The organism is Pelotomaculum sp. FP (assembly GCF_004369245.1).
Classification (GTDB): Bacteria; Bacillota; Desulfotomaculia; order Desulfotomaculales; family Pelotomaculaceae; genus Pelotomaculum_C; species Pelotomaculum_C schinkii.
Map to the genome: position 1 here is coordinate 19,987 of NZ_QFGB01000028.1, position 14,955 is coordinate 34,941.

Genomic DNA, 14,955 nt, shown 5'->3' on the forward strand with positions numbered 1-14,955 from the left:
TGTCCCTCCCAAAGACTAATCATCTACGCTCACAAGGACATCAGTATGCTTGGCAAGCCAGTCACGAAAGGCAGGCAGGGTAACCAGGTCAGTCCGGAGATTGGCTTTCACAGCGTCACTGACCCCCAGTACCTGGTACTCGACCATCAGCTCGGAGATAAAGGCAAAGTAGTTCTTCAAGCGGTCAGGCGTCTTATTAATAGTCAGTCTGCTAATTAGGGCGCCGATACAGGCGTAAATCATATCGGGCGAATCCGGAACTGCTGTTGTCCTGCCTTCCAGGATATCTTCCGGGTCGGGCATCTGCTCCAACACCCGGCAAAAGGCGGTGAATTCGGTCGCAGCTCCTTCACCGACCGCCCCGCAGATAGCCGGGAAAGCCCTGTCCACCTGACTGAAAGAGGGAAGGATCTTGTGGACGAACTCCCAACTGCGCGGGCTGGGGAAAGCTTTAATCTCAGCTGCCTGATTAGGGAACATATAAAGGAGTTCCGGTCTGAAGTTTAAGAAACTAATCACCCGGTAATCAATTCCAGTGGGGATTGCCCAAAACTTCCAATCCTCCAAAGAGCAGGTAAGCTCAAAATGGATCATCCTGTTGGCCAGCGGCGCCGGCATCCGGTTGCTGACGCCTTTATCCTCAGCCCGGTTACCCGCAGCTACCTGGCGCCATCCTTCAGGCAGGATGTATTCGCCGATACGCCGGTCCAGGATCAACTGGTAGGCAGCAGCCTGCACAGCCCTTGGGGCAGAGGTGATCTCGTCAAAAAGGATAATGCCTTCTTTGCCGTCACGCTCGACATCGGGCAGGAAGGAGGGGGCAAGCCAGTCAGCCTGCCGGGTTTCTCTGTTAGGATAAGGAATGCCACGCAGGTCAATCGGGTTCAAGAGCAAGAGCCTAAGGTCGACGAAGCCCCAGCCCCTTTCTGCGGCTATCTGTTGAATAATACTGGATTTCCCGACTCCTGGAGGGCCCCATAACATCATGGTCGGGACTTCAGGATCAGCTAAAAGAATTTTTAAGTGCGCTTTTGCTTCAGAGGCAAACATTTTTACTTCACCATCCTAAAGTCCTAAAATGCCAATCACTTGATTAAATCAATAACCTGTTAACAGTGCCATCGCTTCATATAAATTAGCAATCTTTTTCTTGCTGGCATCATCCGGCATATTCCAGCCCTTTTTAATGACCAGGTAAGCTCCGGTAACCAGGATTAACAGTTCGCAATATTCCAGGTTATCAAATATCGCCGCCGGAACTTCCGCCGGAACATCGTAACCGCGGGGTGCCGGCACTCCCGGAAGCAAAGGGTCCGCCGGAACAAGGAACAAGTTACTGCTGGGTGCTGCCACTCCTTGAAGTAAAGGTGTTAGTCCCGGATTATCCACCTTAATATCATACAAATTCCCACTTTTGGTACTACAAGTACCATGAGAAAGGGTAAAACGCGGTGTCTGTGTTGCAACACTTTCGCAAATGGCCAGGTCAACCTCCGGTTCACCATTCACGATATTCTGTTTAATTACTAGATCATAAAGACTGCAGTTATGGTAACTATTGGTAATTGAACCTCTGTGGTCGTATACTTTATAAGAAATCCTGTGGGAAAAGCGAAGAGTCGACTTTAAATCCACGTTCCCGATATAGACACTTGGGTAATGGTAAGTCAGCATTACTTAAACCACCTTGTACTGATATAATGGCAGGGTTCTTGGATATAAGATCTTTGGCTTCAAGAAAAGCAAAGTAAGATTTATAGTAGAAGTCTTTGCTGTATTCCTGCTGGAACAATAATATTAAGATAGTAGCTTTGATATTCACAAATATCCAGGGTGGTGACTGCTGAACTATCATACTCTCCATATCTGTCTGCTAACCAACAAGGAAATCAGTAATCATTTGAAGGTAGGCTCTGATGGTATGTTGACTTTCCTTCTCTGATTGATTCCTCTTGGTATCCACTTACATCATATATACCCTCCATTAAACGCTTTGCTAATTGGTGCTGAATAATTTATTAAGAGAGTTTTTAACCGTGATCATATATTGGTCTTATGTCCATTATAGCATCTTGATGGATACCGTTTAATACATATTATCAATATAATTTATTATTAATTATAATTTATTAATAATTTATTTATATAGTTATTTATAAATACTCAACTTTCTTATGCGAAAATTGAAGCCAGCCCTCAAAAAATGCGGGACAGACAGTTGTTGCCCCGTTAATACTGGTATAGCGTCTAATAACATCGAAGGCACCCACTGGTACGTGACCTGGGTGCCCTTGAGTTACTTTTTCTGTTCAGCACTACATGCGGAAGGCTTGCGGTCCTGGTGAAACATAGTTAACCGATCGCTAATGCATAATGTTGTCCCTGGATAGTAACACGGTAACAAAAATTGGATTTTGTGTTCATAGAAATTACATGTTTATCTGTTTCCTGTCTTTCAAGCAACTGCCGGTTACACAGAACTAAAAGATGTTGCTCAAGCTCTGCAAAAGATGAGCATAACCCTTCTACCTCAATTTGTTCTGCTGTCATCCAGCCATCGTCTGACTGTTCAAATGCAGATATTAATAATATGTTTCTAATTCGCTCATCGGTAAGTTTCATTAACAACAGCTCCTTCTTTAATCAATACATTAATTGATACATTCTTTAACAATACACAAAATCCTTCCTGTAATAACAGTACGTAATATTAAACTGAATTTCGAATCAGAAGACCAACGGGTATTATAGACCGCATCGGTGGGCCCCATTACTTTCAATCCAGGGGAGTACATTTCACACAATTACGCAGCAATAATTCAATAATTATTAATTGTTAGCCCCGGTAACTTGCCGGGACTTGTTTTTGTCCGGTTAGGTGTTTATGATATTACTAAAAATAAGATTTACAACTAATTAATGGGACTAACCCCAGCACGCCAAGCAACCTGTAGCCCGAATCCTGCAGGAGGGAGCAAAGCACGTTCCCGGCATTATAGCGTTAGGGGGAAGAAAGCGAGGCAAAAAGAATGACCTACGAGGAAAAAATAAGATCCCTGGCCGAGTATCTAAAAAAGCCCGGGCATAATTTTGCCTTTACCGGAGCCGGCGTCAGCACTGAAAGCGGCATCCCCGATTTCCGCAGCCGTGGTTCCGGCCTCTGGGAAAGGGTAGACCCGATGAAAGCGGCGTCACTGTCGGCGCTCCGGCGGGAGCCGGCTCAATTTTACAAGTTTTTCATGGGGGTCTGGGAATCGTTTGCCGGCGCCGAACCAAATGCCGCCCATTATGCGCTGGCCCGACTGGAGGAAGAAAAACTGCTGGCAGGGGTGATCACGCAGAATATCGACGGGCTGCACCGGGCGGCGGGCTCACAAAAAGTTTGGGAGGTACACGGACACATGCGCTCTTGCCGCTGCCTGGATTGTTCCAAACCCTACCCCTTTAACGCTCTGCTCGACCAGTATCGCTCCGGTACCAACCCTCCCCGCTGCAGCCAGTGCGGCGGTATGCTGCGGCCGGATGTGGTGCTGTTTGAAGACGCCATGGGAGAATACTTTTATAAGGCTTACCATGCCCTCTCAGGCTGTCAGTTGCTTATAGTAGTAGGCAGCAGCCTGCAGGTGTACCCGGCTGCTTCGCTGCCGGAATTGGTAAAAATCCTGGTTATCGTCAACCGGGAGCCGACTCCCTGGGATGCACGGGCCGGCCTTGTCATTAATGAAAAAATGGCCGGACAGGTCTTCACCGACCTGATGAGCGTATTGGGTTTGGATTAGGGGTCGGCCGTAGGCCGTAAGGCCTAAGGCGTAAAAATATTAATTTGGGACGTGGGAATTGGGACGTGGGATGTGGGAATACGTGATATCTAAAAAAATGACCCTATAAGAAAGCAGGAAAGTTTATGCCCTACGCCTTACGCCCTACGCCTTTTTGGTATGTGGCATCCCTGACGGGGGAATGTTAAAAAACGTGCAACAGATTAGGGGAGTCTAAGGAAAAAGCAGAATAGTATGAAATAAGAATGGAATAAGGAGGGGTTACCATAATACCCTTAAGAGACAATATCCCTTCCAGCACTTTTCCCATCGTAAATGTCCTTCTGATTATCATAAACCTGCTTGTGTTTGGATTCGAACTATCACTTGGGCGAGACCTGGACTATTTCATCATAACCCATGCTGTAATCCCGTCTCAGCTTGTGGAAGTGGGTTTGACCTTAGAGCAGCTGGTGCGGCTGACGACCACCATGTTTCTGCACGGGGGTTGGCTTCATGTCCTTAGCAACATGCTCTACCTGTGGATTTTTGGTGATAATGTTGAGGACCGCATGGGACATTTTAATTACCTGGTGTTCTATCTTATCAGTGGTTACTTGGCTTCACTTGTTCATATTTTCGTGGACCCGGTTTCCAATTCCCCTTTGATCGGCGCCAGCGGCGCTATTGCGGGAATATTGGGAGCTTACTTGCTCCTTTACCCGCGCGCCAGGGTGCTGACACTGGTTTTCATAGTTTTCTTTATCCAGATTATACCTATTCCGGCAGTAATTTTCCTGGGGCTCTGGTTTTTCCTGCAGCTTATGAGCGGAACAGCCGGCTTGTCTGCTCAGGCCGTCCAGGGCGTAGCTTTCTGGGCTCATATCGGTGGTTTTGTCGCCGGAGTGGCGCTGGTTAAGTTTTTTGCGGGGGGAGAGCGCGTGAGATATTAAATGCAATAGGTAAATCTATCCTTTATCAGCGCTGGCTTCCAGGAAATCCGCAAGGCCTCAGAGCAGGCTTCATTTACCTGAAGGATTGCCTCCTCTGCTGTCGAATCTTCACCATGAGGCGGAGGTGATATAATGATCAAATATCAGTGCGACTGCGGCAATGAGGACCCGGGCGGTTTTGATGTTTATGTATCACAGAGTGAACTATGTGATATCCTTACGGTTGTCTGCAAATACTGTGGTGATATCAGAGAAGAATTAGTGGCCAGCAATAAGGACTCTATTATGCTGAAAATATAAATTGTTTTATGATATTAGCTGAACCACCCAACAGATGGGTGGTTCAGCTGTTTTCTTATGATACAAGCCGGGTCATAAGGGTTGCCAGGACCTTTCTTTCTTCAGGTCCTGCCACGTCCCACAATTCTTTTATCGCTTTCTGCTCCGGGTTTGCGGGGGGTACACTTTCGGCCAACAAATCTCCCGCCTGTTGGGCCAGTGAGCTTATTTTTTGTTTGGAAATCCCGAGCCCTTCGGCAAATTCCACAGCCTGTCCCAAAGTCTTTTTCCAGGTATCCCAGTCGGTGTTCGATAAGTTTACAGGGTTTAACATAAACAACACTCCTTTACTTTCTATTTAAAAGTTATTTTTCACCGCAGGCTCCTTTTTATTCATTTTCTGGAATACAGGCGGCGCAATACTGTAATTTCCATAAAAGATTTAGCGTCATGTGGAAGGCGGCCTGCTGTAAGACCATCCTTGTGTTATAATACAGGAAATAAAAGGCGAAAATATGAGAAGCTAAACACTTCTTGTTTGGAGCGTGTAACTTATATGAGTGTTTTTATCCTGGCTTTGGAGACATCCTGTGATGAAACATCGGCATCGGTTGTGGCAGATGGTACGGAGGTCTTGTCTAATATCATCTCCTCTCAGATAGATGTGCACCGTAAATTTGGCGGGGTTGTTCCTGAAGTGGCTTCACGCAAGCACCTGGAGTTGCTCAACCAGGTAGTGGGGGAGGCGCTTACCGCCGCCGGCCTCACCCTTGACGATCTGGGAGCCGTGGCCGTGACATATGGACCCGGGCTGGTCGGAGCTCTTCTGGTCGGGGTTTCTGCCGCCAAGGCCATAGCCTACGGGCTGAATATACCGCTAGTGGGAGTCAATCACCTGGAAGGGCATATTTATGCCAATTTCCTGTGTGAGCCAGGGCTCGACTTCCCTCTTCTGTGCCTGATCGTTTCGGGCGGCCATACCGACCTGGTTTACATGGCCAAACACGGTGATTGCCGCGTGATCGGCAGGACCAGGGATGATGCCGCGGGTGAAGCGTTTGACAAGGTTGCCCGGGTCATCGGTCTTGGTTACCCGGGCGGTCCTTTGATCGACCGCCTGGCACGGGAAGGTAACCCTAAAGCCATAAGCTTGCCCAGAGCTTATCTGGAGGAAGGCAGCTTGGATTTCAGCTTTAGCGGTCTCAAATCAGCTGTTATTTACACTCTTCAGCGTGCAGAGCAGAGGGGGGAAGAGATTAACAAAGCTGACCTGGCGGCGTCTTTCCAGGAAGCCTTAATCGACGTGCTGGTAGACAAAACCTTTACTGCGGCGCAAGATACAGGCGTTTCTACAATTCTCCTGGCCGGAGGGGTGTCCGCCAATTCCAGATTGCGGCTCGCCATCACCGAAAGGGCCGCCGGCAGTAATTACCGCATGGTGGTACCTCCTCCTGTACTCTGTACGGACAACGCCGCCATGGTTGCCTGCGCCGGTTATTATAAATTGCTGAGAGGCGCCACAGCGCCTCTTACCCTTAACGCTGTGCCCGACTTGAAACTCGGAGAGGAAAGGTACGAGGGTAATTTTAAGGGGAAAATACTTCATGGTTAGATCGAAAAACATAGAAAATTTGGGACGTTTGTCCTAAAAACAGGGGTTCTGTGGATGACTTATTCTGTGGATAATGTGCATAAGTCTGTTAATAACTTATAATACAAGGGGTCTTCTTGTGGGTGAAATAAATTCGGCAGAAAACTCCATCAGGGACTGCGTTGTTGATGGAAATATTTTACCTCTTACCTCAACGTGCAACACTCGCTGTGTTTTTTGCTCGCACCGCTTTAATCCGCCTGAGGTCAGGGTGTACCGTATTCCGCCCAGAACTCTTGCCTCCATAAAAAATGCGCTGCCTTTTATTGACCCGGCGCGGCCGATTGTTATCGGGGAGTCGGTTACCCGGATTATTGAAGGTGAACCTTTTACACACCCGGAGATAGCCGGAATCCTTCGTTTGCTTCGCTCGGCTTTCCCCCGCACACCCGTCCGCCTTACCACCAACGGCATTCTCCTCGATGAGGACATGGCGCATCTATTGCGGCGCCTGGGGAATATTACGATCAACCTTTCTCTGAATTGTATGGGAGAGCTCAACAGGAATTTCTTATTAGGGGACAATCAGGCCGGAGCCGCGGTCAACAGTGTGAGATTGCTTAAGAAATACGGGATTCCATTTCACGGCAGTGTTGTTGCAATGCCTCACTTGACTGGTTGGGATGATCTGGAGAACACCATCAGATATCTCTCCTGGCATGAAGCAGAGACACTGCGGGTCTTCGAGCCCGGATTTTCCAGGTTCGCACCGCCGGAACTGCAATTTAGCCGGACGCTCAGGGCTGAACTGGAAAGTTTTATCTCCCGCCTGCGTAGGATAATAAATATACCCATTATCTCCGAGCCGCCTTTTATTGGCAGCCTGGAGGCGGAAGTAGCGGGGGTGATCGCCGGTTCACCTGCTGCCAGGACCGGCTTAAAGCCGGGGGATGTGATCATGGAGGTTAACGGTTCCGGTGTCAACTCCAGGGTCCAGGCCTTTGGGAGGATCCTCAAGGCTGCGAACCCTGAAGTGGCTGTAAAGAGGGGAAGTGAGCCGCCCATTGCTTTTTGCATCCGCAAAGACCGTGGTGAAAGGTCAGGGCTGGTCATGCACTATGACCTCGACCCGGGGTTGATCGATGATATGGCCAGGGTGGCCCGGCGGCGCAGTGCCCGGACCGTTCTGCTGCTAACCTCACAACTGGCCGCTCCGGTATTGCGGCAGGGTTTGGAGCGATTCTGGAAAGAAGGGGCCGATGTCGAAACGCTCGAGGTGGAAAACCATTTCTTTGGGGGCTCGATCCGGGCGGCAGGGTTGCTTACGGTTGGCGATATGGGTGATTGTTTAAGAAAACACCTGGCCGCAAGTACCACCGGCAAGCCTGATTTAGTCCTGCTCCCCGGTTTGGCCTTCGACCGGACCGGCAGTGACCTGACCGCAACACCTTACACCCGGCTTGAAGAGGAGTTCGGGATTCCAATGGAGGCAATATGAGGTGTTTTTTTGTGTCAGTGACACTACCCGGCAGGGAACTGAAACCCTTCTGTTGAATACTAAAATACTATTAAAAGGGGGTAGAGGGTATGAAAGTCAGGCAAATATCCATCTTTCTGGAAAACAAGTTCGGTCGCCTGGCCCAAGTAACCAGGGTGTTGGGGGAAAATGGCATTAATATTAGGGCTCTGTCAATTGCTGATACTACCGATTTCGGCATCCTCAGGTTAATCGTGAACGAACCGGAAAAGGCATACGGAGTACTTAAGGATGCGGGGTTCACTGTCAGCGCCACCGATGTGATCGCCGTAGAAGTAGCTGATACGCCCGGCGGCTTGGCCGTAGCGCTTGAGGCTCTGGAGAAGACGGGGATAAATATCGAGTACCTGTATGCCTTTGTACAAAAGGCCTCCAGCGCCGCCCTGGTAGTTTTCCGGGTAGAACAGGTTGACGAGGCCATTAAAGTACTCCAGCAAAGCGGTACCCGTATCCTTAGCGAAGACGAGGTTTATCAACTGTAGTCTTTTCCCAATTATCGGCGCCGGTTCAAAAGAGGTTATGTTAAGAGGTTATGTTAAATAGAATAATTAATGTCGAGGAGCAGTGCGGGTGTTAAAAGGCATAATTAGAGGAGACTTGCTGAAACGCAGGCGTGCTTTGACCCCCGGCGAGGTTGCCAAAAAAAGCAAAATGGTCATCGAGCGGCTGCTGGAGATGGAAGAATACCGGAAAGCGTCAACTATAATGACCTATCTGCATTTTCGTAACGAGGTCGAAACTGACGGGTTGATCCGTCAGGCTATGGCGGACGGCAAGAGAGTTGTTGTCCCGGCAACTGACGCATCCCACCGGCGTATAATACCGTCACTTTTGGTGAAATATCCGGAAGACCTTGCGCCCGGGCCGTTGCAGATCATGGAACCTAAGGCGAGCTCCCTGCGACTTTGCAACCCGGCATTAATCGATCTTGTGATAGTCCCCGGCGTGGCGTTCGACCTGGAAGGAAACCGGTTGGGTTATGGCGGCGGATTTTATGACCGTTTTTTGCTTTTGATCAAACCTGAAGCCGTATCCGTTGGCCTTTCATTTGAGCTTCAGGTGCTAACCCGGCTGGAACGCCGTCCTCATGATGTACCCGTTAACTATCTGCTGACAGAAGACCGGGTGATTGAAATCAAGCGCTCTTAAGGTTGAACTAAATAGAATAATATGGCCCTAATTAATGAATAATCTAAACCATAATGAACAAAAAGCAATATTGGGGATGAAGGTACATCGTCAATGCTGTAGAGTTGTATTGTTGACATAACACCAAGACTGTGGATTTGACATTTATACATTAATATGCTACCATAGTTTAAAATTATTTAAATATTTTAAAAAAAGAAGCAGCTGAATCGAACAACGATAGGCTGGCAATTTTTTGCGTGTGCAATTAATTGCCGGCTTTTCTATTTATACCCTTTAACTTTAAATAGTTAATATAGGCGCACCCCCTTGTTAAGGAATCTTGATAGAAGTGTTTTTGTGTTTTTCCGCTTACAATTCAAGGCATTCATGGGGTATAAATCCAACCATGGGTCTTTCAGCTAAAAGAGCTTGTTTTTAGTTGATGCCTAAGAAAGGTGGTGGTTAAGGTTTTCATATGGATTACCGGGAGGAGGTGAAGCGCGCAGGGAAAGTAAGGGTTTCTTTCAGCATGTTTGAGTGTCCTTATCTCTACAAGTTTAATGTTGTTTCAAGGGGAGTTGGTAGAGTACACCGGCGCAAGTCTATGTTGATCTTGTCAATGGTGGAGAGTAGCTCGTTTTTTTAATCTAATATTATTATAAGGGGGTTCATCTATGGCTAATCCTCCCGCAGTTACAGTCTGCCTGGCGGGTAACGTCGGCAGATACAAATCATCTTTACCGGTTGGACAGCTCTTGTTGCGCGGCATCATGGCCGGCGCTTATATCGCGGTCGGGGCCGCATTGTGTACGGTTGCCGGAACTGGAGTCGCTCCTTTACTGGGCGCAGGATTCGCAAAATTCATCGGGGGCGCAGTCTTCCCGGTAGGCCTGATTGCCATCGTGCTCACCGGTATGGAGCTCTTTACCGGCGACGCGATGTTAGGGCCTTTGTCTGTATTGCAGGGTAAGATCGGCTGGGGCAAGGTTTTAAATAACTGGCTCTGGGTTTATATCGGCAACTTAATCGGCTCACTGGCTTACGCTTATATCATGGTTTGGGGTCCCTTTACTCAGGGCGCATTGGGCGCCGCCGAGCCCAATGCTTTCGGGCTCAACGCGGTGGCAATCGCAGTGGGTAAAACGCTGGCCTACAAGTCAGTCGGCAGTATCGGTCTGTGGTCATGTTTCCTGGCGGCTATCGGTTGTAACTTCCTGGTTAACGTAGCCATCATGCTGGGTATTACCGCCAAGGAGTTCATCGGCAAATTCTTCGGTATCTGGTTCCCGATCATGGCCTTCGTTGCCACCGGCTTTGAGCACTGTGTGGCCAACATGTATTTCCTGCCTACCGGTCTCTGGATCACTCAGTTGTTCCCCGGCCTGGTGGACAAATCAACAACAGCAGCGAATGGAACAGTCACCTACTGGAGTCCCCTCCTGCACAAATTTGGTGGGCTGACCTGGGGTGATGTGTGGCTTTGGAACATCATTCCCGCTACCCTTGGAAACATCGTGGGCGGCATGATTTTCGTCGGCTTCGTTTATTATTTCGCCTTCCGTAACGAATTCCCGGAAGATCTAATGAAATAAGTATTATGGTTGCAGGCGCTTATATCTAGCGCCTGCAACTGGAGTAAGACGGCTTCAATGTTTGACAAAAGGGCGGTTTTGAAACTGCATGGCGGCAATATCCCTGCATTTTGGAACGGCTTTTCCCAGTTATTATCTATTGTGTATTAAACAGACATTTCTTACTCGGAAAGGAGTATTCTCAATGCGGATGTCCGTACCGGCCTGTATCAGCTTGGGTTTGGCTACGGTTCTGGTAATATTTTCGTATGCGGTTAATCCTGATCCGGCCCTCCTCCGCACAGCGCTGCCGATGCTCGGTTTGTTGGCGGCTATTCCGTTAATTCTTAATCAAATGAACATGCGCCAGGCAGACCGGGTGGATATGCGGGATTTCAAACTATACCCGATCGGGGACTTAACAAAGTTAGGCGCGGGAACTCCGGTACGCCTGCAAGGCACCGTGGAAGCGACTGCGCTAAAATGGTTAAACCGCCCAAATTTTCAACTTAAGGATAACAGTGGTAAAATCAAGGTCTTTATGTTTGCGGCGCCGCGTGAGAATATCAAGATAGGGGACCGGGTGGAAGCGGCAGGAAACCTGCGTTCCTTTGGGGTGAAAAAAGAAAAAATCGTATGGGGTGTTAAGATTCAGAAATTAAACCGTTAAAAGCGAATCGAAAGGAGGAACAGCTATTGTCAGCCTGCGCCTGTGGTGAAAAAGTGGTATTAAGCCATGAAGAAGAGTTTATGAAACTGTTGGACAAGTACCGTAATTACAAAGGGGGTCTCATCCCGGTACTGCAGGGAGCCCAAGACATATACGGATATCTCCCGAAAGACGTACTGCAGTCAATCGCCAAGGAACTGAATATGCCGTTTAGCAAAGTATACGGGGTGGTTACTTTTTATGCCCAGTTCCACCTCAAACCGCGCGGCCGCAATATAATCCGCATTTGTCTCGGCACTGCCTGTCACGTGCGGGGCGGCGCTAAAATACTTCAAGCCGTTCAGGATCACCTTGGAATTAAGCACGGGGAAACAACAGAAGACCTTCGTTTTACCCTGGAGACCGTGGCCTGTATCGGCGCCTGCGGCCTTTCGCCTTGTATGATGATTAACGATGATACGCATGGCCGGCTTAATCCCAAGGCTGTTGGGGCGATCCTGGATACTTATGAATAAGGGGGTGGGAGAGTATGAATAATTTAAACGATTTGCGTGCGAAGTTTCAGGAAGAATACAAACAGAAGCTCAGCCGTCCCCGTATTGTTGTAGGTCTGGGGACGTGCGGCATCGCCTCCGGCGGTGGAAAGGTAATGGAGGCCATTAAAGAAGAGGTTGCAGCCCGTGGTCTGGATATCGATATTGACTTCACCAGCTGCATCGGTATGTGTTACCGGGAACCGATGGTTGAAATAGCCCTGCCGGGCACTGCCAGTGTTGTATACGGAGATATTTTCCCGGATAAAGTAGCCCAGCTGCTTGAGAGCCACGTCGTGAATAAGACGCCGGTGTACGAGTGGGCAGCCATCCAGATTCCCGGCGAGGCCACTCCTTACGAAGGCATTGACATAATGGAACAATCCCCTTATTACGAGAAGCAGGTCCGTTCAGTTACCTCCCGCCTCGGCCGGACAAACCCTGAAAATATTGGTGAATACATTGCCACCGGCGGTTACGAGGGGCTTGAAAAAGCTCTCGGTATGGAACGCCAGGCGGTCATTGATGAAGTTAAGAAATCTGGTTTAAGAGGCCGTGGCGGCGGCGGTTTCTCCACCGGCATGAAATGGCAATTTGTATATAATGCCCAAGGTGATAAGAAATATGCCGTGTGTAACGCTGACGAGGGTGACCCGGGCGCATTCATGGACCGCAGCGTGCTCGAGGGTGACCCGCACGCAATACTGGAAGGTATGATGATCGCCGGTTACGCTATCGGCGCCGACGAGGGGTGCATCTACTGCCGGGCTGAATACCCGTTGGCCATCCGCCGGCTCAACCTGGCCATCGCCCAGGCTGAAGAGCTTGGCATATTGGGTGAGAACATCCTGGATTCTGGCTTCAACTTCCATATTAGAATCAAGGCCGGCGCCGGCGCCTTCGTCTGCGGCGAAGAAACCGCCCTTTTGAATTCCATCGAGGGTAAGCGCGGGATGCCGCGTGTCCGCCCGCCTTTCCCTGCCAATTCGGGTTTGTGGGAGAAGCCGACCTGTCTTAACAACGTGGAATCTTACGCCAACGTACCCTTCATCCTCAGGAACGGCGCCGAATGGTACGCGGCCATGGGTACCGAGAAGAGCAAGGGCAGTAAAGTATTTTGCCTGACCGGTAAAGTAAACAACACTGGTTTGTGCGAAGTTCCCATGGGCATTACCTTAAGAGAAGTTATCTTTAACATTGCCGGCGGTATCCAGGGCGGCGGGACGTTCAAGGCTGTGCAAAGCGGCGGGCCTTCCGGCGGCTGTCTGCCCACATCAAAACTGGACCTTAAGATTGATTATGAATCGCTGACAGAAGCAGGTTCCATGATGGGTTCCGGCGGTCTGGTGGTCATGGACGAAACCACCTGTATGGTTGACGTGGCCAAGTTCTTCTTGAATTTTACCCAGAACGAGTCCTGCGGCAAATGTACCCCGTGCCGCGAGGGGACCAAAAGGATGCTTGAGATCCTGCATAGAATCTGCGACGGTCAAGGTGTTATGGAGGACCTCGATACCCTGGATCGGCTGTCCACTGTGATTACAAAATCAGCATTATGCGGGCTTGGACAAACCTGCGCGAACCCGATTATAAGTACCCTGAGATACTTCCGTGATGAATATGTGGCGCACATCGTCGATAAACGTTGCCCGGCCGGAGTCTGCGCGGCCCTCTTGGTCTATACAATCATTCCGGAGAAATGCACAGGCTGCGGCGCATGCTTGAGAGCCTGTCCGGCCTCGGCCATCACCGGCGAGAAGAAACAGCCCCACTCAATCGATCCGGCTGCCTGTATCAAGTGCGGCGCCTGCATTAACAAGTGTAAATTTGACGCCATAGTCAAAGCGTAAGGGAGGGGGAAAATTGGCTAACGTAACCCTTACCATCAATGGCAAAGAAGTGACTGTCCCGGCTGGGACCAGGGTACTGGACGCGGCCAGGGAAGCCGGTTTCTTTATTCCCACCTTCTGTCATGACCCGGAAATCCCGGGTTATGGTGGTTGCCGCATATGTGTTGTTAATGTTAAAGGAGCACGTTCGTTGATGGCTTCCTGCGTTACGGAAGCTACCAACGGCATGGTGGTTGAGACGGAGTCACCCGATGTAGTGGAAGCACGCAAGACCATTCTCGAACTCTTGCTGGCCAACCATCCCATGGACTGCCTGACCTGTGACAAAAACGGAGACTGCCGGCTGCAGGACTATGCTTACCGCTACGGCGTCGGGCAGTCGAGCTTTAAGGGTGAGAAGCACAGCTATCCTCTTGACAATTCAAACCCGTATATCACCCGGGATTTGAATAAGTGCATCCTGTGCGGCAGGTGTGTGCGCACCTGCGCCCAGGTGGAGGACCGCCAGGTCATAGACTTTGCCTACCGCGGCTTCCAGACCAAGGTGGCGCCGGCCATGGATACCAGTCTGGCTGAATCCATTTGCGTATCCTGCGCCCGCTGCGTGGCGGTGTGCCCGGTTGGGGCGCTTACCTACACCAACCTGGCCGGTAAAGGCCGGACCTATGAAATTGCGAAAAAACAGGTTACCTGTTCGTTCTGTGAGTCCGGCTGCCAATTTGATCTCAACTATAAGGGCGACAAGGTTATCGGTGTGACTGCAAAAGCGCCGGGGCAAGGGCGACCGCTCTGCCTTAAAGGACGGCTCGGTATGGAGCTGCGTTACAGCGACCAGCCGCTTGCTCCAATGCTCAAGAAAGACGGAGAGTTTGTTGAAGTATCCTGGCCGGAAGCACTGGAGCTGGAAGATGTACTAGCCAAGCTCAAAGAGCTGGAGAAATAAAGATTAACTGCTTAACTCTATAAATGAACTCCGAGCCATACTATCTAAACCAACAGGGCATGATAGCTGGCCGATAGGGTTCAGTGGGAAACTGCTGCGCCTCCCGCAATTTGGAAAGGAGTGAAGTTCTTAAAGGGAG

The 14,955-nt window shown here is 49.7% G+C and carries 16 protein-coding genes and 1 riboswitch; of the genes, 12 read left to right on the plus strand and 4 right to left on the minus strand.

Features of this window, described 5'->3' with window-relative positions; translation table 11 throughout:
* Positions 1-15: 15 nt before the first annotated feature.
* The 3 genes from Psfp_RS12085 to Psfp_RS12095 all read right to left on the minus strand — a co-directional run bounded on the left by Psfp_RS12085 (position 16) and on the right by Psfp_RS12095 (position 2,622).
* The gene (locus Psfp_RS12085; protein ID WP_134218798.1) at positions 16-1,050 is read right to left on the minus strand and encodes a MoxR family ATPase; all 1,035 of its coding nucleotides are present in this window, start codon (positions 1,048-1,050) and stop codon (positions 16-18) included.
* Between the two features lie 48 nt (positions 1,051-1,098).
* Complete coding sequence (locus tag Psfp_RS12090; protein ID WP_134218799.1) at positions 1,099-1,674, minus strand: hypothetical protein; 576 nt, start codon at positions 1,672-1,674, stop codon at positions 1,099-1,101.
* A 678-nt stretch (positions 1,675-2,352) separates the two neighbouring features.
* On the minus strand, positions 2,353-2,622 hold the full coding sequence (locus Psfp_RS12095) for a hypothetical protein (protein ID WP_134218800.1): 270 nt from the start codon (positions 2,620-2,622) through the stop codon (positions 2,353-2,355).
* Between the two features lie 407 nt (positions 2,623-3,029).
* On the opposite strand from Psfp_RS12095, the gene Psfp_RS12100 reads away from it, so the two are divergent.
* From Psfp_RS12100 to Psfp_RS21715, 3 genes are all read left to right on the plus strand, one after another.
* A complete protein-coding gene (locus Psfp_RS12100; RefSeq protein ID WP_134218801.1) occupies positions 3,030-3,779 on the plus strand; it encodes an NAD-dependent deacylase in 750 nt (249 codons plus the stop codon).
* A 344-nt stretch (positions 3,780-4,123) separates the two neighbouring features.
* The gene (locus Psfp_RS12105) at positions 4,124-4,711 is read left to right on the plus strand and encodes a rhomboid family intramembrane serine protease (RefSeq protein WP_348981141.1); all 588 of its coding nucleotides are present in this window, start codon (positions 4,124-4,126) and stop codon (positions 4,709-4,711) included.
* 132 nt (positions 4,712-4,843) lie between these two features.
* Positions 4,844-5,011 (plus strand): hypothetical protein, encoded by a 168-nt coding sequence (locus Psfp_RS21715; RefSeq protein ID WP_190258915.1) that lies wholly within the window; start codon positions 4,844-4,846, stop codon positions 5,009-5,011.
* Positions 5,012-5,066: 55 nt separating this feature from the next.
* Here Psfp_RS21715 and Psfp_RS12110 read toward each other — a convergent pair whose 3' ends face one another.
* Positions 5,067-5,324 carry a DUF3243 domain-containing protein gene (locus Psfp_RS12110; protein WP_134218803.1) on the minus strand — a complete coding sequence of 86 codons (258 nt, stop codon included), beginning with the start codon at positions 5,322-5,324 and terminating at the stop codon, positions 5,067-5,069.
* Between the two features lie 222 nt (positions 5,325-5,546).
* On the opposite strand from Psfp_RS12110, the gene tsaD reads away from it, so the two are divergent.
* The 9 genes from tsaD to Psfp_RS12155 all read left to right on the plus strand — a co-directional run bounded on the left by tsaD (position 5,547) and on the right by Psfp_RS12155 (position 14,816).
* Positions 5,547-6,602, plus strand: a complete 1,056-nt coding sequence (gene tsaD, locus Psfp_RS12115; RefSeq protein WP_134218804.1) for a tRNA (adenosine(37)-N6)-threonylcarbamoyltransferase complex transferase subunit TsaD — start codon at positions 5,547-5,549, stop codon at positions 6,600-6,602.
* Positions 6,603-6,720: 118 nt separating this feature from the next.
* Positions 6,721-8,079: a DUF512 domain-containing protein gene (locus Psfp_RS12120; protein WP_192895413.1), complete on the plus strand. Its 1,359-nt coding sequence runs from the start codon at positions 6,721-6,723 to the stop codon at positions 8,077-8,079.
* Positions 8,080-8,168: 89 nt separating this feature from the next.
* On the plus strand, positions 8,169-8,600 hold the full coding sequence (locus tag Psfp_RS12125; protein WP_134218806.1) for an ACT domain-containing protein: 432 nt from the start codon (positions 8,169-8,171) through the stop codon (positions 8,598-8,600).
* Between the two features lie 88 nt (positions 8,601-8,688).
* Positions 8,689-9,267, plus strand: a complete 579-nt coding sequence (locus Psfp_RS12130) for a 5-formyltetrahydrofolate cyclo-ligase (protein ID WP_134218807.1) — start codon at positions 8,689-8,691, stop codon at positions 9,265-9,267.
* A gap of 656 nt (positions 9,268-9,923) precedes the next feature.
* The gene (locus Psfp_RS12135) at positions 9,924-10,841 is read left to right on the plus strand and encodes a formate/nitrite transporter family protein (RefSeq protein ID WP_134218808.1); all 918 of its coding nucleotides are present in this window, start codon (positions 9,924-9,926) and stop codon (positions 10,839-10,841) included.
* Positions 10,842-11,025: 184 nt separating this feature from the next.
* Positions 11,026-11,490, plus strand: coding sequence for a hypothetical protein (locus Psfp_RS12140; protein WP_134218809.1), 465 nt, complete (start codon positions 11,026-11,028; stop codon positions 11,488-11,490).
* An 80-nt stretch (positions 11,491-11,570) separates the two neighbouring features.
* Positions 11,571-12,005, plus strand: coding sequence for an NADH-quinone oxidoreductase subunit NuoE (gene nuoE / locus Psfp_RS12145; protein WP_134218827.1), 435 nt, complete (start codon positions 11,571-11,573; stop codon positions 12,003-12,005).
* Between the two features lie 14 nt (positions 12,006-12,019).
* Positions 12,020-13,873, plus strand: a complete 1,854-nt coding sequence (nuoF, locus tag Psfp_RS12150) for an NADH-quinone oxidoreductase subunit NuoF (RefSeq protein ID WP_134218810.1) — start codon at positions 12,020-12,022, stop codon at positions 13,871-13,873.
* A 13-nt stretch (positions 13,874-13,886) separates the two neighbouring features.
* Positions 13,887-14,816 carry a 2Fe-2S iron-sulfur cluster-binding protein gene (locus Psfp_RS12155; protein ID WP_134218811.1) on the plus strand — a complete coding sequence of 310 codons (930 nt, stop codon included), beginning with the start codon at positions 13,887-13,889 and terminating at the stop codon, positions 14,814-14,816.
* Positions 14,817-14,832: 16 nt separating this feature from the next.
* Positions 14,833-14,953: riboswitch (molybdenum cofactor riboswitch) on the plus strand.
* Positions 14,954-14,955: the final 2 nt, after the last annotated feature.